We start from the raw sequence: 17,489 nt of genomic DNA on the forward strand, positions 1-17,489 counted from the left end.
GAAAAAATGGCGGAAGGAAAAGCAACCAAGGAAGCATTTGTCCAAGCCCTAGTTACTGCATGCCAAGAAAAAAATTATGACAAAATCACTGTTCAAGATATCAGTCAAAAGGCTAATCTGAACCGCCAAACATTTTATTATCATTTTAAAGACAAGGACGATCTGCTCCATTACGCGTATTATCAACGAGGACTGCAATATTTAATTTCTGAGGAGCTAGCATTGACGAATTGGGAAGAATCCGTTCTTAAAATGTTAAAAAAGATGCAGCTTTGTCATCAATTTTATTTGAATACCGTAAAGGCAAAGCCAGAAGTATTAACAAAAGAGTTCAATGAGCTGGCGCAGCGTCTATTTGTTCGTCTGTTCGATGAGGTTGATCGGGAAGGGGAGCTTTCCCCGACAGACAAAGAATTTTATGCCCGCTTTTTAGCCCACGGCTGCGGCGGTATTTTGACTGATTGGTTGTTAGCAGGGGCGAATCAGCCGCCGATTACTATTGCGGCACAGTTGTTTCGCTTTGCAAAGGATATCGAATTTTTTGCCTATCGCTTGTATGAAAAAGACTGGAATGAGCGTTAAGCTCATTCCAGTCCATTGACGATGTGTTTGATTGATTCGTGTTTTTCGATAGCGATGGCATTGTTTGCCACGATCTCAGCCATCTGATCCCGAGCTTCTACGCTGGCGTTGCCAATGTGAGGCGTCAAGATGACATTGGACAATTTTTCCAAACCTTTAGTGACCTGTGGCTCGAACTCGTAGACATCCAAAGCTGCCCCGGCAATTTGATGATTTTTCAAGGCTTGAAGCAAGGCTGCTTCATCAATTAATGGACCGCGTGCTGCATTGATCAGGAAGGCAGTGTCTTTCATTTGCTCAAATGCTTCATTTGTCAGCAGATGATGGGTCTCTTCTGTTAACGGTGCATGCAGAGTCAAAACATCAGCCTGCTGAATTACCTCGGCTTGAGAAGCATAGGTTGCCTGCAATTTTTTCTCCAGCTCAGGAGTCAATGGTCGGCGCTGAGTATAGAGGATTTTCATCCCAAATGCGTTCATCATACGGGCTAAGGCTTGTCCGATTTGTCCCATGCCGATGATTCCTAATGTTTTATCCTTTAATTCATGGCCTAAGAAAAAGAGCGGTGCCCAGCCATCAAAGCCTTGATCGTGCATCAAGCGATCTCCTTCGACGATTCGACGAGATAAGCTGATAATCAAACCAGCTGTTAATTCTGCGGTTGCGTTGGTGGAGACCACGGGTGTATTTGTTACATAGATTTTTTTCTCCTTCGCATAGGCACTGTCGATATTGTTAAAGCCGGCCCCAAAATTGGCAATCAATTTCAATTCAGGTGCAGCATCAATGACTTCGCGATCAACCTGTGTTGATAGGGGACAAATCAATACTTCACAGTCAGAAATATTTTTGATAAGTTCCTTTTTTGAAATTAATCCGATGCCTTCATAGACTTGATAATCAAGTCCGGCTTCTTTTAATAAGTTTGTGCCAAGCTCTGGCAGTTTGGCGGAAAGATAAATTTTACTCATTTACAATCCCTCATTTCATTTCGATAAATTGACTATAGCACAGGAGGTATGACATGAAAAAGATTCTATTCGTTTGTATGGGAAATATTTGCCGCTCACCTATGGCAGAAGCAATTTTTCGCGATGCCTTTAAAACAAAACATGTGACTGATTTTGACGTTGATTCGGCAGCTACGAGTCGCTGGGAAGTAGGAAATCCACCTCATCCTGGAACACAAAAAATACTAGCGCAGCACCACATTTCGGCCAAAGGAATGCGTGCGCGTCAAGTGACGAAGGAAGATTTTTATGATACTGATTACATTATTGGGATGGATCAAGAAAATGTCAGTGACCTGCAAGCGATGGCGCCAGCAGGAACTGAAGACAAGATTTATCTTTATTTAGATCGTGTTCCGGGCTGCACAGGCGAAGGAATTCCCGATCCGTGGTATACAGGGAATTTTGAAGAAACCTATGATTTAATTCAGAAAGGTTTAAACGAATGGTTAACTTTTTTTGAAATGGATTAGATTCCTTGTTTTTTCGTTTGAATTTAAGTAAAATCAAACTACGTAACCATGCTCTTGATAGGAGGAAGCTGAATGACTAAAAACGAGAAGCCCAAGAAGAATTTAATCAAGCTGTTTTCAAATTCGTCGTATCGTTTCATCTCGGATTTTTTGAATGATTCTGCTGAAAAACGTGCTCAAGAGCAGGCCAATGAGAATATTTTTCTCAAACTGAAAATGGCATCTCTACAGAATAGTTTAGTAGTCATTCAAGTTCAGGATGAAAACAACGAAGAAAAATTTCAAACAATCTCTGGTTGGCTGCCTAAAGCGGTGACTAATGATTCTATCGTTATCCGTACTCAAGATAATCAATTGGTGATGTTGACGATTGATCGGATCAAAAAGGTGACGACCTTATCACCAAGTGGGGATCAAGAAAGTATTTCCCGATAAAAGTATTTTATACATTTACGAGCAAACCGACATCTGTTATACTCTGGATGTACTAGAAAATAGAATAATACTGTCGCAAAGGGGAGCCCTCGGGCTGAGATTGAGATTACTCTAAACCCTAGTACCTGTTTCGGTTATTCGAGCGTAGGAATTGTGATGAAGTAAAGATATTTACTTCTCCTTTGTGGACTGTATGTTCAAAAGGAGGAGTTTTTTTATGTATAAGACAAGAATTTTAGTGGAAGGAACAGTGGTGGCAGCCTTAGCGTTGGTATTATCTTTTATACCGACCACTATCGGCAGCAGCTTCACGATTTCACTGGGAATGATCCCACTGACATTGTTTGCTCTGCGCCGTGGGTTGAAGCCCGCGCTGATGGCAGCTTTCATTTGGGGAATCTTGCATTTTCCAGCGAGTCAGGTTGTTTATCTCAGCGTTGTTCAAGTATTAATCGAGTATCCAATCGCGTTTACCTTTGCCGGTTTTGCTGGATTATATGCGAAAAAGGTTCAAAAAGCTTTGAGTGAGCAGGATATGCGGAGCGTGCGAAGGAATATTGTTTTCGGAACATTTATCGGAACAGGAGCACGATTTTTCTGGCATTTTATTGCTGGCGTGGTGTTTTGGGGAAGTTATGCTTTATGGGGAATGAATCCATGGATCTTTTCTCTTGTTATGAATGGAGTTAGCGGTTTAGCAACCGCCGTTGTGACGGCTATTGTCGCTGTTGTGGTCGCAGAAAAGGCACCGCAATTGTATTTGCCGAAGGATCGCCATTTAATTCAAAAACAAAGTCATTAATAGATAGCAAAAAAAGCATTTGTCCTGTGTAGGCAAATGCTTTTTTATCGGAATGAAAAGACTGGATCATCATTCTCAATGTCTAGTGTCCAAAGCTGTTTGGCAGTGTCGTAAGTGATTTCCGCGATCTGTTGTTCCTTTTTGTAGTTTTTAGGACTGCGGCGCCAACCTTTTTCATCGGATAAGAATATTGGGATGCTGTAAACGCGATTTTTCAATTCAGATTGACTGAGGCAAAAAATTGCACCTTCTTGTAGGATCGGATATAATTCCTTCAACAGTTCGCCATCTAAGGGAGCAACTGAAGAGCCTTTGCGGAAAAAAGATCGGCGATCGTTAACTTTTTCTAAGACGATTCGAGTCAACTTACTAGCTAAGATACGATAGAATTCATCCAGGTAGCGATAATATACACGCATCGTTTCGTTTCCCAAATTAAAATAGACGAAATTATTTTGTAATTTATAAAAAAAGGGTGAATGCAGATGTGTTCGCATATGCCCAAAATATAGTAGTTCAGAAATTTCTAATGGAGTTAGTTCCTTCAACATTGCGTAATCATTAAAATCAATCCACTTAATTCCTTTTGAATGTGTGAATACCTTGTTGTTAAAAAATTGTTGGACTTGATCAGGACTATTAACGATTTTCAAACCTGTATGGGGCTCGTATTCTCCAGCTTCTGCGACTGGATCTAGCAATAACAAATGTTTCGGCTGATGAACGATTCCATCAACAAAATCGCTGGGTGAAAAACCTTTTGAGAGCACAGCATTACTTGTGGAATCAATATAAGCAAATAACGTTTCTGGCACAAATTTTCACCCTTTCTAATAGTCGTCACAATCATTTTAACTCAATAATAAAAAAAAAGCTCGTATCTTTTATTTTAAAATTTGATTACAAACCCCTTAATAACTGCAACATTAAAGCACCTTTTTAACATATAAAATCATTTTAATAAATAACGAATCTACCATCTGTTTATTTCATTTTTTTAAATTTTTTCTATTAAGTGAAAGTAGTATCACGAGATTTAATAGGGTATGATATGATTAGCGCAAGAATGCAGGAGGCATGTGATGAAGAAAAAAAGAAATTGGCTAATAAATATTTTTCTTTTCTTATTATTGTTAGTAGGCTTGGCTTTGATTTTTAACAATCAAATCAAATATTTTTTGATGCAATATAATGGTGAGCGGTATGCCGTAGCGAAAATGGATCGAAATGAAATTGATAAAAACATGGAAAAAGAAGCATCCTTTGATTTTGATGCGGTAGAACCGGCAAGCACTGAAGCGGTATTGCAGGCGCAATTAAGTAATAAACGCTTACCAGTGATCGGCGGAATTGCCATCCCATCAGTGGAGATTAACCTGCCGATTTTCAAGGGCTTATCCAATGAGGTGCTGCTTTACGGAGCAGGGACATTGTCTCCAGATCAAAAGCTTGGCGAAGGTAATTATGCCTTGGCGAGTCACCGAGCAGATCGTCCGGGACTGTTATTTACACCTCTTGAAAGCGTCAAAGAGGGCGATTTGATTTATTTGACTGATTTGCATAATATCTATACCTATAAGACCACGTTAAAAGTTCGAGTACAACCGACAGAAGTAAAATATCTGGATGTGCAGCCAGATAAACAGCAGGTTACCTTGATAACCTGTGGTGAAATTGAAGGAGTTACTCGCATCATCGTTCAAGGAGATCTAGTAGCTATGACGCCAGTTGACAATGCTACTAATACGATGCGTAAGGCGTTCGAAATGGAGCAGCGCACCTATTAAACACCTTGAATAGTTAGTTTGTGGAATAAACCTTTATCAGAAAGCTTCAAGGCTCGCCTTGAGGTTTTTTGTTACTAGAAAATTTCTGCTATACTGAAAGAAATATATGCCGTTAATTAACGATAAACAGAAGGGAGGACACGATGGAGCTAAAGCGAATTTACATGTCGGATGTCTTAGCATTTTGGGGGAGATTCCAACAAATGCAGCTGCTCTTTCCATTTTATGCCTCTCATAGTCAAGGTCGGTCGGCTTTTTTAGCAACTGTAAAACGCGGTGAAGGCTATTGGATACAATGCAAGTCACATTGGCTGCTGGTAGATAAAATGGATGAGAGTGATAGTTGGCGGATCAAAAATCTATTGATTTCAACAGAACTGAACTGGCAGACAGCTTTTGTGATGCTGGAAAATGCCGCACGCCAAAAGCTCAAACAGAAATTGCAGATAAAGATTGAAGCAAACCTGATTCTTCAACAGTGGCTGATTGCCCAAGGTTATCAGCTGAATAACGGTGTTTGGCAAAAAGAAATGGTTTATCATACTGGACTTGTATTAGGTGGCGGCGGGGCGCGCGGCGCTTATCAAATTGGCGTTTGGAAAGCATTATTGGAAAAGAACATTCAATTTGAAGTGATTACAGGAACCTCAGTCGGAGGATTAAATGGGGCACTGATTGCCCAAGGAGATTATAACCAAGCCTTAGCACTATGGGAGGAAATCGAGACCGATAAGGTATTAGACATTACCTTCAAGGAAGTGGAAGAGCTTGATTTTTCGGCGCAGGTGGATCAGCTGCGGACGTTTGTTCGAACCTCTTTACGGCAACGCGGCATTTCTTCAGAACCACTTAGGCGCTTATTGGAAGAGCGGCTGGATGTTCAGAGTATTCAAGAAGGTTGTCCCTTTTATATTGTCACGACTAAGGTTCCCGCTTTTCAAGAAGTGGTTGTTTCCCTTAACGAGTGCCGTGAAGAGGAGATGATTGATTGGTTGCTGGCATCCGCTTCCTTTTTCCCTATGATGACAATGGCTAAAATAAAGAATGAATTTTATGTGGATGGCGGCTACCGCAATAATTTGCCAGTGGATATCGCCTTACAAAAACCGATAACGGAAGTGATCATAGTAGATGTTCATGGTCCGGGCTTGGACAAGAAGTATCGACTACCAAATGAGATTGCTGAACTGTCTTTGGTAAGTCCTTGGAGTTTGGGGGATTTATTGTTGTTTCAGAGTGCGCGTTCTTCGGAAAATATTGACTTGGGCTATTTGGAGACCAAACGAGCACTGGGCGAATTGCAGGGCTATCGCTACTTTTTTAGTCGTAACGTAGATTTTGAAAGAATAACTAAGAAGTTTTTACGTTATCTCAAAACGGAAATCGCAGTCAATAGAGCTACTCTTTATCCAGAACTGAAAAAGTTTTTTCAACAAAATATCCCGATCGAATTGCTTAGTTTGGCATTCATGGAATTTTTTGCCTATTGGGTAAACGTTTCGCCAGTTCGTGTTTTTACGCCACAGGAGTTTATCGAGACTATCCTGCGGCAATTTGAGATGCCGATCAAATTGAATGCCAATTTTTCAGTACAAGAGCAAATTGAAGATTTTATTGAGAATCACAATATTTTTTCTACTTATTATCAAGTTTTACAAATTTATCAGCTACAAGGTTCTCTCGAGAAGTTTTATCGCCGTTGGCCGATACCTACCATGCTGGCAGTTTTTTTAAAATACATGCGAAATGGCTATCTTATTAATGATTTGTACAATGATAAGTAATTTTTAGTTATATATTAGGAGGAACTATAATGGCAGAGTTTAATTATGAAATCGTCGAAGAAATCGCGGTACTATCGGAAAATCCGAAGGGCTGGCGCAAGGAACTAAATTTGGTGAGCTGGAATGAACGGCCGCCGAAATTTGATTTACGGGACTGGGCTCCCAATCATGAAAAAATGGGCAAAGGTGTAACATTAAGTAATGAAGAATTTGCTGCCTTGAAGGAAACGCTAAATAAGATGTAATCAAGAAGGGATCAGATAATATGAAGAGTATGACCGGTTATGGGCAAGCAGTGCAAATCAATGATGCTTATGAATTAACTATTGAACTAAAAAGCGTCAATAATCGTTTTTTAGATCTGCAGATTCGAATGCCCAAGGAATTAAACCCTTTTGAGTCCCTAATTCGTAAGATCGCGAAGGAAAAAATCCAACGAGGACGCGTCGATGTATTCATTAACTTAACCCCGTTAAAAAGTGGAAACAAGCAGATTTCAGTTGATTGGCCGCTGCTGCAGCAGTTGGTTACAGAGTTGCAAAATGGTGGAAAGGAACATTTTGGAATCGTTGATTTCCCGGTGGAGCAAGTCCTAGTTAAGGCGATGGAACAAAGTGATTTTGTGACGTTGATTGACCAGCCCACAGAAGAAGATACGCTGGAGGAATTAGTCCAAGCAGTAGCTAATGAAGCTTTTACTCAATTAGCAGCTAGTCGTGAATCTGAAGGGGCAGGTATTCAAAAAGTTTTAATAGACTATGGCAGTAAGGTCCAGGTCCTAGTAGTAGAGTTAAATGGATTTGTGGATGAATATGAAGCAGATTTTCAGCAACGATACCAAGCAAAATTAGAGGAATATTTGGGAAACACTGTCGACCAAGATCGCTTATTAACCGAACTAGCGATTTTATTGGAACGAGGCGATATTCATGAAGAATTGGATCGTTTGAGTATTCATATAGAAAAATTAGCGAAACTGTTGCAAGCGACCGAACCTGTTGGTCGAGAGCTAGATTTCTTGTTGCAAGAAATGAATCGAGAAGTCAACACGATTGGTTCAAAATCCAGCCCGATCCAGATTAAGGATATTGTAGTTCAATTAAAAACGATTTTAGAAAAAATTCGAGAACAAATCCAAAATGTTGAATAGTTTTGAGGGATTCTATAAGAAATATGGAGCAGCTTAACGATGCCTCTTGAAATTTTCACAAAAAAAGTGCACAATAGGCGTTAGCGAAAAAGAGCATGAAAGGGCGTTAGTATGTCTGAACGAGGACTGTTGATTGTATTATCGGGACCTTCCGGAGTTGGAAAAGGAACGGTCAGAAAAGCCATTTTTGAAAGAGACGATAATGAGTTCGAATACTCCGTCTCAATGACCACCCGTCCAATGCGAAAAGGAGAAGTAGACGGCGTCGATTATTATTTCCGCACGAAAGAAGAATTTGAAGCGATGATCGAAGCGGGCGAGATGCTGGAATATGCTGAATATGTTGGAAATTATTATGGTACGCCCCTTACTTATGTAAACAAAACATTGGATGAAGGAAAAGATGTCTTTCTAGAGATCGAAGTCCAAGGTGCCCAGCAGGTAAAAGAAAAAGTACCAGATGGTGTCTTTATTTTCTTAACGCCGCCAGATCTGGCAGAATTAAAAGCGCGGATCGTTGGACGAGGTACCGATAGCCCTGAAGTGATCGAAGAACGGATGCGTGTTGCGCGCCAAGAAATCGAAATGATGGCCCTTTATGATTATGCGGTCGTCAATGATCAAGTACAAAATGCTGTCGATCGAATCAAGGATATCATCGTCAGTGAACATTACCGAGTTGACCGAGTGATTGGTAAATATATTAAAATGTTAAAGGAGATATAAGCTTATGATGTTAAAACCTTCAATTGATACGTTGTTAGACCATGTAAATTCAAAATATTCTTTAGTTATCTTAGCCAGTAAACGCGCACATGAATTAGATGCAGGGGCGCAACCAACCTTAGATTCATTTGAATCAGTAAAAAGTGTTGGACAAGCCTTAGAAGAAATTGATGCTGGCACGGTCATTAATGATCCGCATCCAGAAATCAAACGGGAACGTTTAAAAATGGAAGAAGAAGAACGCCATTTGCAACGTGAACGCGATCAACGCGATCTAGAAGCACGGATTCGCAACGAACAAAACTAGGCAAAGATTCTTTTGCTGACGAAGCGTAAATGGGATTGTACCAAATAATTTGGCGCAGTCCCTTCTTTTTTGTGTCAAAGTTTTCTTTACATAGTTTCATTAATTTAGGTGTTTGTCGTTAAAATCGAGTACAATATTTAAGAATGGAGGCGGAAAGAATGAAATTAGCACAAGTGATCGTAGATGTACCGGCGATGCAAACAGATCAGCCATTTAGTTACTTGATCCCGCCTCAATTAGCGGTAGAAGTTGGAATGCGGGTAGAGGTCGGTTTCGGATCCCGCCATGTTCAAGGATTTGTGGTTGGCTTTGAGACTGCATCTGAACCATTACCTGACAATTTGAAACCGATTATCCGAGCGTTAGACTTAACTCCCGTTTTAAACAAAGAGTTATTGGCATTGGCGGATTACATGAAAGAGACGACCTTTGCTTTCAAAGTGACGTGCTTACAAACCATGCTGCCTAGTGTAATGAAGGCAGATTATCAAAAACGTTTGTTTCTTGTAACAGATGACGCTGCTGCCAGAGCAAAGTATTTTGGTGAAGCCGATTCCCTTACTTGGGAAGAAGCAGAAGCACAAGGCTGGTTAAAGGAACTAGCAATCTTGCGTGAACAAGGTATCATTGAATTACGCTATGAAGTTCATACAAAAAACAAAGTAAAAACGGAACGCTATATTAAGCGAAATTTTGCGCTGGAAAATTTAGAGAGTTTAAAAGCCGAGTTACGGAAAAATTCCTATAAGCAAGAACAACTGTTAGATTTTTTAGCAGAGTTGGACGATGAAAAACTAATAGCTGTGAAACAAATGAAGGCGGAGGATTTTACATTAGCCAATCTGAACCAAGCTGAGAAAAAGGGCTGGCTGGAATTTGTAGCGATTGAGAAATACCGAGATCCTTATGCCGAAAGAGAAATTAGCCCAACTTCGCCACTAGAATTGAACGACGAACAAAGAGCCGCTTATGAGGTGATCAGTCAAAAAAGCGCTAACCATGAACATCAGGTTTTCTTATTAGAGGGAGTAACTGGCAGCGGCAAGACAGAGGTCTACTTGCAGGTCATTCAAGATGTACTGGCAAATGGTCAGACAGCTATGATGCTGGTACCAGAGATTTCATTGACGCCGCAAATGGCAACACGCTTTAAGGCACGGTTCGGCAGTGAAGTAGCCGTTTTACATAGTGGTTTGTCGCAAGGAGAAAAATACGATGAATGGCGTAAGTTAGAACGTGGAGAAGCTCATGTGGTAGTGGGTGCTCGTTCAGCCATTTTTGCACCATTAGAAAATTTAGGTGTAATCATCATTGATGAAGAGCACGAGACTAGCTACAAACAAGATGAATCTCCCCGTTATCATGCGCGTGATCTAGCGATTTGGCGTGGGAAATACCATGATTGTCCAGTTGTTTTAGGGAGTGCAACCCCTTCTTTAGAATCTCGGGCGCGAGGGCAGAAGGGTGTTTATCAGTTATTAAAGCTGAATGAACGTGCAAATGCACACGCATCATTACCAGCCGTCGAAATTGTTGATATGCGTGAAGAAATGCAGCGACGATTGAACTCTTCCTTTTCTGAAAAGCTAGAGGAGAAACTACGTGACCGTTTAGCCAGAGGCGAACAAAGCGTACTGTTGCTGAATCGTCGCGGATACTCTTCATTTGTTATGTGTCGTGACTGCGGCTTCGTCTTGCCTTGTCCAAATTGTGATATCTCTTTGACCTTGCATATGGACACAAAGACAATGCGTTGTCATTATTGCGGACACGAGGAAGGAATTCCTCGTCGCTGTCCAGAATGCGGAAAGGATAAGATTCGTTACTTTGGAACTGGTACAGAGAAGGTTCAAGAGGAATTAGAAGAGTTAATTCCAGAAGCTCGAGTTTTACGGATGGATGTGGATACGACTCGACGCAAAGGAGCCCATGAAAAGATATTGACGGCCTTCGGTGATCATGAAGCGGATATTTTATTAGGCACACAGATGATTGCAAAAGGATTGGATTTTCCGAACGTAACACTTGTTGGCGTATTGAATGCTGACACTGCCTTGAATCTGCCGGATTTCCGCTCTAGCGAACGAACGTTTCAATTGCTGACCCAAGTCAGCGGCAGAGCGGGACGTGGAGAAAAGGCCGGGGAGGTCATTATTCAAACCTTTAATCCAGATCATTACACAATCCAACTTGCTCAACATCATGATTATGAAAGCTTTTTTCAACAAGAAATGCGAATTCGTCATCAGACGGATTATCCACCATACTATTATACAGTTAAAGTAACAGTCTCTCATCAAGAAGAGATGCGAGCTGCGCAAAAAGCTTTCCAATTAGCAGAACAATTGCGCAAACAGCTAAGCCCGCAAAGCATTCTTCTAGGACCGACACCAGGAGCAATCTTGCGGATTAAAAACCGCTATTATTATCAACTGATCATCAAATATAAAAATGAACCGAAACTACAAGCGACCTTAGAAGATATTTTACAGGTGAGTCAAAAAGATCAGCGTCAAGGTTTGTTGATCGCTATTGATAATGAACCTATGTATTTTATTTAGGGCAGGAAAGGAGCAATTTATGCGTTACCCTATTATTATTCATCCTGATGAACGCTTAAATAAAAAAGCAGAACCCATTGAATATATCACTGACGAGATTGTCAATTTGTTAGACGATATGTATGAAACAATGGTAGCTCACGATGGTATTGGGCTTGCAGCACCACAAATTGGTAAGAATCTGCGTCTTGCAGTGGTAGAAGTGGAAGAAGGAGACCGCTTTGATTTTATTAATCCTGAGATCATCGAGCACAAGGGAACTAATATTGATGTGGAAGGTTGCCTTTCAATTCCAGAGACATACGGAACTGTGGAACGAGCGGATGAAGTAACTGTTCGTTATTATGACCGCGAAGGCTCAGAGATGGAAGTTACAGCTTATGGATATTTAGCTAGAGCCTTTCAACACGAGATCGATCATTTAGATGGAAAATTGTTTATCAATCAAGTGATTGAAGTGATTAAACCAGAAGACTTAGAACGTTATATGGAGGAACATGTCAATGACTAAAATTGTATTTATGGGAACACCCGCTTTTTCAGTCCCTATTTTAGAAAGTTTGATTGAAGCTGGTTATGATGTAGCAGCAGTAGTCACACAGCCTGATCGACCTGTTGGACGAAAAAAGATTATCACCCCTACACCAGTAAAGGAAGCTGCGCTGAAGCATAATCTATTAGTTCTCCAGCCAGAAAAAATTAGTGGCTCGCCTGAAATGGAGAAGATTAAAGAATTGGCGCCTGACTTATTGATTACGGCCGCTTTTGGACAATTTTTACCGGAAAAATTATTACAAGTTCCCAAATTAGGCGCAATCAATGTTCATGCCTCATTACTACCGAAATATCGCGGCGGCGCACCAGTACATTATGCGATCATGGAAGGCGAAGCCGAAACGGGTGTAACCATCATGGAAATGATCAAAAAAATGGACGCTGGTGGAATTTTCAGCCAGCGAAAAATTGCTATCACAAAACAAGATGATGTGGGGACAATGTTTGAAAAACTTAGCCAAGTAGGTAAAGAGCTTTTGTTAGAGACCTTGCCGAAGATTATCTCTGGCGAATTGAAGCCTACACCACAAAATGAAGAGGAAGCAACGTTTTCTCCAAATATCAGTCGTGAACAAGAAGCGATTGATTGGAAAAAAACAGCAGAAGCAGTTGATAATCAGGTTCGTGGAATGCATCCATGGCCTGTGGCATTTACAACCTATGAAGGTGCACGCTGGAAGATTTTCCACGCTACTCCATTAGAAGAAACAACTACTGCTGCTCCAGGGACAATTGTTTCTCGCACCAAAAAAGCATTACATATCGCATGCGGTGAAGGAACGGTGCTAGCAATCGACGAGCTACAACCTGCCGGCAAAGCTAAACAATCGATCCAAGCCTTTTTAAATGGCAGCGGCCAAGCAATTGCTGAAGGGCAGCAGGTGGGCTAATGGCAAAGATTCCAAAGAAATTATTACGCTCCGTTCGTTTCACCGCTTTAGAAGCAATCGAGCGGATCAATCGTGGTGGCGCCTATTCGAATTTATTATTGAATGAACTGATTCAAAAGAACCAAGTCGACGGTAAAGATACAGCACTCTTGACAGAGCTTGTATACGGCACTGTTAGTCGCCAGCTGTTGTTAGCGTATAATATCGAACCTTTTATCAAAAAAGCAAAAAAAGTTGATCCATGGGTCAGAAGCTTATTGCAGTTATCTATCTATCAAATGCTTTATTTAGATCGCGTTCCCGACCATGCGATTATCAATGAGGCGGTGGAAATCGCTAAAGCTAAAGGGAATCCTGGTACAGGGAAATTCGTTAACGGCGTTTTACGCTCATTTCAACGCGAAGGAGCACCTTCGTTAGATCTGATCCAAGATCCAATTGAGCGATTAGCAACTGAAATCAGTTTGCCTAAGTTTCTGACAGAAAAATTTGTTGCAGAAATCGGAGAGAAAGAGACGCGTAAATTAGGCCTGTCTTTATTAGAACCTAGCCGTGTCAGCGCTCGGATTGATTTACGCTTTTTAACACGTGCAGAGGCGATCGAGGCTTTGGAAGAAGATGGTATTGAAGCACGTATCAGCGAATTATCGCCTTATGGCATTGTAGCGGATAAAGGCTTTTTAGCTGGTAGTGAATTGTTTCAAAATGGCTGGCTGACGATTCAAGATGAAAGCTCAATGCTTGTCGCTCAAGCAATGCAGATCAAACCAGGACAAAAAGTGTTGGATGCTTGCGCAGCTCCAGGAGGAAAGACCACTCATATTGCCGCATTATTACAAGATGAGGGGTCAGTGACAGCGCTGGATATTCATGAACACAAATTAAAGCTGGTTCGTGAAAATGCGGAGCGATTACGTGTAGCTGATACCGTCGTGACGAAAAAAATGGACGCTCGTGAAGCGGCAGAAACCTTCGAACCAGAAACTTTTGATCGTATCTTAGTGGACGCGCCTTGTTCAGGTTTAGGCTTGATGCGGCGGAAGCCAGATATCAAATACCAAAAACAACCACAAGATTTTGTTCAATTGCCTAAAATTCAACTAGAAATTTTAAAGAATTGCGCTCCCACATTGAAATCTGGTGGAATTATGGTATACAGTACATGTACGATTGCAAAAGAAGAAAACCAAATGGTAGTTGCTGAATTTTTAACAGCTCACCCAGAATTTGAAAAAATTGAACTAGATTTAGAGATGAAATTACAGCCAGCGATTCATGAACAAATGTTGGTTTTATACCCAGAAATGTTTATGACAGACGGCTTCTTTATTTGTGCAATGCGAAAAAAATAGCCAAACGAGGTGGACAAAAAGATGGAGATTCAATTTCAATCAGACATCGGCAAGCGGCGCAATATGAATCAAGACTATGCAAATGTTTTTACCAATCAAGCAGGTATGTATTTAGCGATATTAGCCGATGGCATGGGCGGTCATTTGGCTGGCGATGTTGCTAGTAAAATGGCGGTTGACGGATTAGGTGCTGCTTGGTCGACCTCAACTATTGAGCAGCCTGAAGAAGCCGCTAAATGGTTTTCAGCTGAAATTCAAAATGTCAATGAAGCGATCTATCAAGAAGGGATTGCTCATCCTGAAATGCAAGGAATGGGAACAACAATCGTCAGTACAGCCTTGTTGGATGAAAAATTTGTGTTGGCTCATGTCGGTGACAGCCGAGCCTATTTGATTCAAAATAATCGGTTGCAGCAATTGACAGATGATCATTCCTTGGTTAATGAGCTGCTGAAATCGGGAGAAATTACTGCAGAAATGGCGGCAATCCATCCGCAAAAGAATGTACTGACACGTTCGGTAGGAATTGCTGGCACGATCCAAACAGATATTTCAAAGCATCAGTGTCATCAGAACGATTATTTGTTGCTGTGCTCAGATGGCTTGACTAATATGGTTAGTGAAGAAAATATTTTAGCAATCGTGGAAAGTGATCAAACATTGGAAGCTAAGACGAAACAATTGATTAATGCGGCCAATGATGCTGGTGGTGCAGATAACATCACTGTCTTGCTGATCCATTTTGAAGGGGAGGCTCGTCCATGATCGAAATAGGCAAATTGGTCAATGGACGTTATAAAGTCATCGCCAATATCGGCAGCGGCGGTATGGCTAACGTCTTCTTGGCCCACGATTTGATTTTGGATCGTGATGTTGCCATCAAAATATTACGCTTCGATTTTCAAAATGATCAAACTGCGATTCGTCGTTTTCAACGGGAAGCTTTAGCAGCAACTGAAATGGTTCATCCCAATATCGTCGGTGTTTACGATGTGGACGAAGAAAGCGGTATGCAGTATTTGGTTATGGAATACGTGAAGGGAATGGATTTGAAACGCTATATCCAAATGCATCAGCACATTCCTTACGGCAAGATTGTAGATATCATGGAACAAATTCTATCTGCAGTGAGCCTAGCTCACGCACATGGAATTATCCATCGTGACTTGAAGCCCCAAAATATTTTGATGGATCAGGCAGGCGTGGTAAAAATCGCGGATTTTGGTATTGCGATCGCCTTATCTGAAACCTCTCTGACCCAAACCAATTCTATGTTAGGTTCTGTCCATTATCTATCACCAGAGCAAGCCCGCGGCAGTATGGCAACAAAGCAATCGGATATTTATGCTTTGGGGATCATTTTGTATGAGATGATCACCGGTAGTGTTCCTTTTGACGGTGAATCGGCGGTAACTATTGCACTGAAGCATTTTCAAGACGAAATGCCATCGGTAAAAGGCTTTGATCCTGAAGTGCCGCAAGCATTAGAGAACATTGTGATGCACGCAACTGCGAAGGAGCCGGCAGATCGTTATAAGACGGCCGAAGAAATGGCAGCGGATCTTTCAACTGCGTTAACATCCGGTCGGGCAAATGAATTGCCGTGGCAACCAACGGTGATGCTGGATGAGACAAAAGTATTGACGCCAATTCAGCCAGAAGATATGCAGACTGAAAAACCTAAAGAAGAACAGCCTGCACCCGAAGAAAAGCCGAAAAAGAAAAAAGGTAAGAAGCGCTTTATTATCATTTTCTTATTGCTGATGTTGGGAATCGGCGGGGTTGTTGGGTATCTGCTAACCAGTTCCGCTGAAATATCGATTCCTCAAGTTGAGAATATGACTGAAGCAGAAGCGCGAACCGCGTTAAAGAATGCAAATTTGACCGTTGATAGTAAAACATCCGAAGTACCGAGCGATACGATAAAAAAGGGTCACGTTGTTAAGACAAGTCCTGAAGCGGGTACTATGATTAAAAAGAGTCGTTCTGTACGGTTATTTATCAGCTCAGGTACTAAGAAGGTTACGATAAAAAGCTATAAAGGTCAGACGATTGATGCTGCAACACAAGAGCTAGTGGAAATTGGTTTTTTAGAAAAAAATATTGTTTCTGAAAAAGTCAACGACGACACAGTTCCAGCAGGACAAATTCTGAGTCAAACCCCTCAAAGCGGGACCAAGCTTGATCCAAAAGAAGATGAGATTACTTTTAAGGTTTCAGACGGTCCTGAAAAAATAAAAATCGGTGATTATTCTCAAATGACCTATGATGAGGCTGAACAAAGCCTGTTGCAATTAGGGATTACAATAGATCAAATCAAACGGATAGATGAATATAGCGAGACAATTGAAGCTGGCGAGGTCATCAGTCAAGACCCTGTCAGTGGAACAGGATTGACTTCAAAAGACACAATTACTTTAAAAGTCAGTTCAGGATCAGAATATGCTGCACTAAATGACTTATCTGGTCAAGATAAAGCTACGGCGGAAAGTACAATTTCCAATTTAGGCTTAAAATATTCTGAGCAACAAGAATTTTCAGATGATGTTGAAAAGGGAAAAGTTATTCGAACAGATCCCGGAGCAGGTTCTATAAAGCTTGGCAGTAATGTAACAGTCTATGTTTCAAAGGGACCAGAAAATGAAGAGACAAGCTTTGATGTGACGATATCTGCTAAATTTACTGGTTCAGGTGATCAACAAGATACGATTACAGTGATGCTGAAAGATGCAAAAAACGCAACTTCAACACGAGCTTTAGACTTTAAATTAGACAAAAATACCTCCTCAATGGAACAGTCTGTCTCAGTAACGATTATCAAAGGAGAATCTGCCACCATTGAAGTCCAACGTAATGGTAATTCAGCAGTCACGAAAAATGTTCAAAAGGCTGAAACAATCTCAGTACCGTAGAAAAAACCTTTCCTAAATTCTTTAGGAAAGGTTTTTAGGTTATTTGTACTGAAATTAGATTTGAAGTATGCTACAATAAAGCTGAATTGTAAGATGATTGTAGAAATGTTTGTAAAGATAGTACACGGCTTGTAGATTGAATTAATTTTTCAAAAGAAAAAGG

At 40.9% G+C, this 17,489-nt stretch carries 18 protein-coding genes and 1 riboswitch; of the genes, 16 read left to right on the forward strand and 2 right to left on the reverse strand.

The features are described from left to right. Nucleotides 1–6 precede the first annotated feature (6 nt). On the forward strand, nucleotides 7–582 hold the full coding sequence (locus tag AUF14_RS14900) for a TetR/AcrR family transcriptional regulator C-terminal domain-containing protein (RefSeq protein WP_016181592.1): 576 nt from the start codon (nucleotides 7–9) through the stop codon (nucleotides 580–582). A gap of 2 nt (nucleotides 583–584) precedes the next feature. On the opposite strand, the gene AUF14_RS14905 is transcribed toward AUF14_RS14900, so the two are convergent. Continuing rightward, entirely contained in the window at nucleotides 585–1,553 is a 969-nt protein-coding gene (locus AUF14_RS14905; RefSeq protein WP_049219859.1) for a 2-hydroxyacid dehydrogenase family protein, read from the reverse strand. Between the two features lie 53 nt (nucleotides 1,554–1,606). Here AUF14_RS14905 and AUF14_RS14910 point away from each other — a divergent pair, with 53 nt between their 5' ends. From AUF14_RS14910 to thiT, 3 genes are all read left to right on the forward strand, one after another. Continuing rightward, nucleotides 1,607–2,065, forward strand: coding sequence for a low molecular weight protein-tyrosine-phosphatase (locus tag AUF14_RS14910; RefSeq protein WP_016181590.1), 459 nt, complete (start codon nucleotides 1,607–1,609; stop codon nucleotides 2,063–2,065). A 72-nt stretch (nucleotides 2,066–2,137) separates the two neighbouring features. Continuing rightward, nucleotides 2,138–2,500, forward strand: a complete 363-nt coding sequence (locus tag AUF14_RS14915; RefSeq protein ID WP_016181589.1) for a hypothetical protein — start codon at nucleotides 2,138–2,140, stop codon at nucleotides 2,498–2,500. A gap of 69 nt (nucleotides 2,501–2,569) precedes the next feature. After that, a riboswitch (TPP riboswitch) is annotated at nucleotides 2,570–2,668 on the forward strand. A gap of 49 nt (nucleotides 2,669–2,717) precedes the next feature. After that, a complete protein-coding gene (gene thiT / locus AUF14_RS14920; RefSeq protein WP_049219858.1) occupies nucleotides 2,718–3,302 on the forward strand; it encodes an energy-coupled thiamine transporter ThiT in 585 nt (194 codons plus the stop codon). 44 nt (nucleotides 3,303–3,346) lie between these two features. Here thiT and AUF14_RS14925 read toward each other — a convergent pair whose 3' ends face one another. Further along, nucleotides 3,347–4,117, reverse strand: coding sequence for a hypothetical protein (locus AUF14_RS14925; RefSeq protein ID WP_049219857.1), 771 nt, complete (start codon nucleotides 4,115–4,117; stop codon nucleotides 3,347–3,349). Between the two features lie 267 nt (nucleotides 4,118–4,384). On the opposite strand from AUF14_RS14925, the gene AUF14_RS14930 reads away from it, so the two are divergent. From AUF14_RS14930 to pknB, 12 genes are all read left to right on the forward strand, one after another. Next, nucleotides 4,385–5,089, forward strand: a complete 705-nt coding sequence (locus tag AUF14_RS14930) for a class A sortase (RefSeq protein WP_016181585.1) — start codon at nucleotides 4,385–4,387, stop codon at nucleotides 5,087–5,089. Nucleotides 5,090–5,232: 143 nt separating this feature from the next. After that, entirely contained in the window at nucleotides 5,233–6,873 is a 1,641-nt protein-coding gene (locus AUF14_RS14935) for a patatin-like phospholipase family protein (protein ID WP_049219856.1), read from the forward strand. A 29-nt stretch (nucleotides 6,874–6,902) separates the two neighbouring features. After that, nucleotides 6,903–7,118 carry a YdbC family protein gene (locus AUF14_RS14940; RefSeq protein ID WP_016181583.1) on the forward strand — a complete coding sequence of 72 codons (216 nt, stop codon included), beginning with the start codon at nucleotides 6,903–6,905 and terminating at the stop codon, nucleotides 7,116–7,118. Between the two features lie 20 nt (nucleotides 7,119–7,138). Beyond that, a complete protein-coding gene (locus AUF14_RS14945; protein ID WP_049219855.1) occupies nucleotides 7,139–8,023 on the forward strand; it encodes a YicC/YloC family endoribonuclease in 885 nt (294 codons plus the stop codon). 111 nt (nucleotides 8,024–8,134) lie between these two features. Next, nucleotides 8,135–8,749 carry a guanylate kinase gene (gene gmk, locus AUF14_RS14950; protein ID WP_016181581.1) on the forward strand — a complete coding sequence of 205 codons (615 nt, stop codon included), beginning with the start codon at nucleotides 8,135–8,137 and terminating at the stop codon, nucleotides 8,747–8,749. A gap of 4 nt (nucleotides 8,750–8,753) precedes the next feature. Next, nucleotides 8,754–9,056 carry a DNA-directed RNA polymerase subunit omega gene (rpoZ, locus tag AUF14_RS14955; RefSeq protein WP_010745310.1) on the forward strand — a complete coding sequence of 101 codons (303 nt, stop codon included), beginning with the start codon at nucleotides 8,754–8,756 and terminating at the stop codon, nucleotides 9,054–9,056. Between the two features lie 158 nt (nucleotides 9,057–9,214). Further along, nucleotides 9,215–11,617 (forward strand): primosomal protein N', encoded by a 2,403-nt coding sequence (priA, locus tag AUF14_RS14960; RefSeq protein ID WP_049219854.1) that lies wholly within the window; start codon nucleotides 9,215–9,217, stop codon nucleotides 11,615–11,617. A 19-nt stretch (nucleotides 11,618–11,636) separates the two neighbouring features. Continuing rightward, nucleotides 11,637–12,128, forward strand: coding sequence for a peptide deformylase (gene def / locus AUF14_RS14965; protein ID WP_016181579.1), 492 nt, complete (start codon nucleotides 11,637–11,639; stop codon nucleotides 12,126–12,128). Continuing rightward, entirely contained in the window at nucleotides 12,121–13,062 is a 942-nt protein-coding gene (fmt, locus tag AUF14_RS14970; RefSeq protein WP_016181578.1) for a methionyl-tRNA formyltransferase, read from the forward strand. The genes def and fmt overlap by 8 nt, the downstream gene beginning before the upstream one ends. After that, entirely contained in the window at nucleotides 13,062–14,414 is a 1,353-nt protein-coding gene (gene rsmB / locus AUF14_RS14975) for a 16S rRNA (cytosine(967)-C(5))-methyltransferase RsmB (RefSeq protein ID WP_049219853.1), read from the forward strand. The genes fmt and rsmB overlap by 1 nt, the downstream gene beginning before the upstream one ends. Before the next feature lie 21 nt (nucleotides 14,415–14,435). Then, nucleotides 14,436–15,179 carry a Stp1/IreP family PP2C-type Ser/Thr phosphatase gene (locus tag AUF14_RS14980; protein WP_049219852.1) on the forward strand — a complete coding sequence of 248 codons (744 nt, stop codon included), beginning with the start codon at nucleotides 14,436–14,438 and terminating at the stop codon, nucleotides 15,177–15,179. Continuing rightward, nucleotides 15,176–17,326: a Stk1 family PASTA domain-containing Ser/Thr kinase gene (gene pknB, locus AUF14_RS14985; RefSeq protein ID WP_049219851.1), complete on the forward strand. Its 2,151-nt coding sequence runs from the start codon at nucleotides 15,176–15,178 to the stop codon at nucleotides 17,324–17,326. The genes AUF14_RS14980 and pknB overlap by 4 nt, the downstream gene beginning before the upstream one ends. The last annotated feature ends 163 nt before the right edge of the window (nucleotides 17,327–17,489 follow it).

Origin of the sequence: Enterococcus avium (assembly GCF_002891025.1) — a bacterium.
In the GTDB taxonomy this organism is placed as follows: Bacteria; Bacillota; Bacilli; order Lactobacillales; family Enterococcaceae; genus Enterococcus_A; species Enterococcus_A avium.

Coding starts and splice junctions, on each gene's coding strand:
- thiT (WP_049219858.1), top strand. CDS start 2,718: ATGTATAAGACAAGAATTTTAGTGGAAGGAACAGTGGTGGCAGCCTTA.
- pknB (WP_049219851.1), top strand. CDS start 15,176: ATGATCGAAATAGGCAAATTGGTCAATGGACGTTATAAAGTCATCGCC.
- rsmB (WP_049219853.1), top strand. CDS start 13,062: ATGGCAAAGATTCCAAAGAAATTATTACGCTCCGTTCGTTTCACCGCT.
- def (WP_016181579.1), top strand. CDS start 11,637: ATGCGTTACCCTATTATTATTCATCCTGATGAACGCTTAAATAAAAAA.
- gmk (WP_016181581.1), top strand. CDS start 8,135: ATGTCTGAACGAGGACTGTTGATTGTATTATCGGGACCTTCCGGAGTT.
- rpoZ (WP_010745310.1), top strand. CDS start 8,754: ATGATGTTAAAACCTTCAATTGATACGTTGTTAGACCATGTAAATTCA.
- AUF14_RS14910 (WP_016181590.1), top strand. CDS start 1,607: ATGAAAAAGATTCTATTCGTTTGTATGGGAAATATTTGCCGCTCACCT.
- AUF14_RS14980 (WP_049219852.1), top strand. CDS start 14,436: ATGGAGATTCAATTTCAATCAGACATCGGCAAGCGGCGCAATATGAAT.
- priA (WP_049219854.1), top strand. CDS start 9,215: ATGAAATTAGCACAAGTGATCGTAGATGTACCGGCGATGCAAACAGAT.
- AUF14_RS14945 (WP_049219855.1), top strand. CDS start 7,139: ATGAAGAGTATGACCGGTTATGGGCAAGCAGTGCAAATCAATGATGCT.
- AUF14_RS14905 (WP_049219859.1), bottom strand. CDS start 1,553: ATGAGTAAAATTTATCTTTCCGCCAAACTGCCAGAGCTTGGCACAAAC.
- AUF14_RS14930 (WP_016181585.1), top strand. CDS start 4,385: ATGAAGAAAAAAAGAAATTGGCTAATAAATATTTTTCTTTTCTTATTA.
- AUF14_RS14940 (WP_016181583.1), top strand. CDS start 6,903: ATGGCAGAGTTTAATTATGAAATCGTCGAAGAAATCGCGGTACTATCG.
- AUF14_RS14900 (WP_016181592.1), top strand. CDS start 7: ATGGCGGAAGGAAAAGCAACCAAGGAAGCATTTGTCCAAGCCCTAGTT.
- AUF14_RS14915 (WP_016181589.1), top strand. CDS start 2,138: ATGACTAAAAACGAGAAGCCCAAGAAGAATTTAATCAAGCTGTTTTCA.
- fmt (WP_016181578.1), top strand. CDS start 12,121: ATGACTAAAATTGTATTTATGGGAACACCCGCTTTTTCAGTCCCTATT.
- AUF14_RS14935 (WP_049219856.1), top strand. CDS start 5,233: ATGGAGCTAAAGCGAATTTACATGTCGGATGTCTTAGCATTTTGGGGG.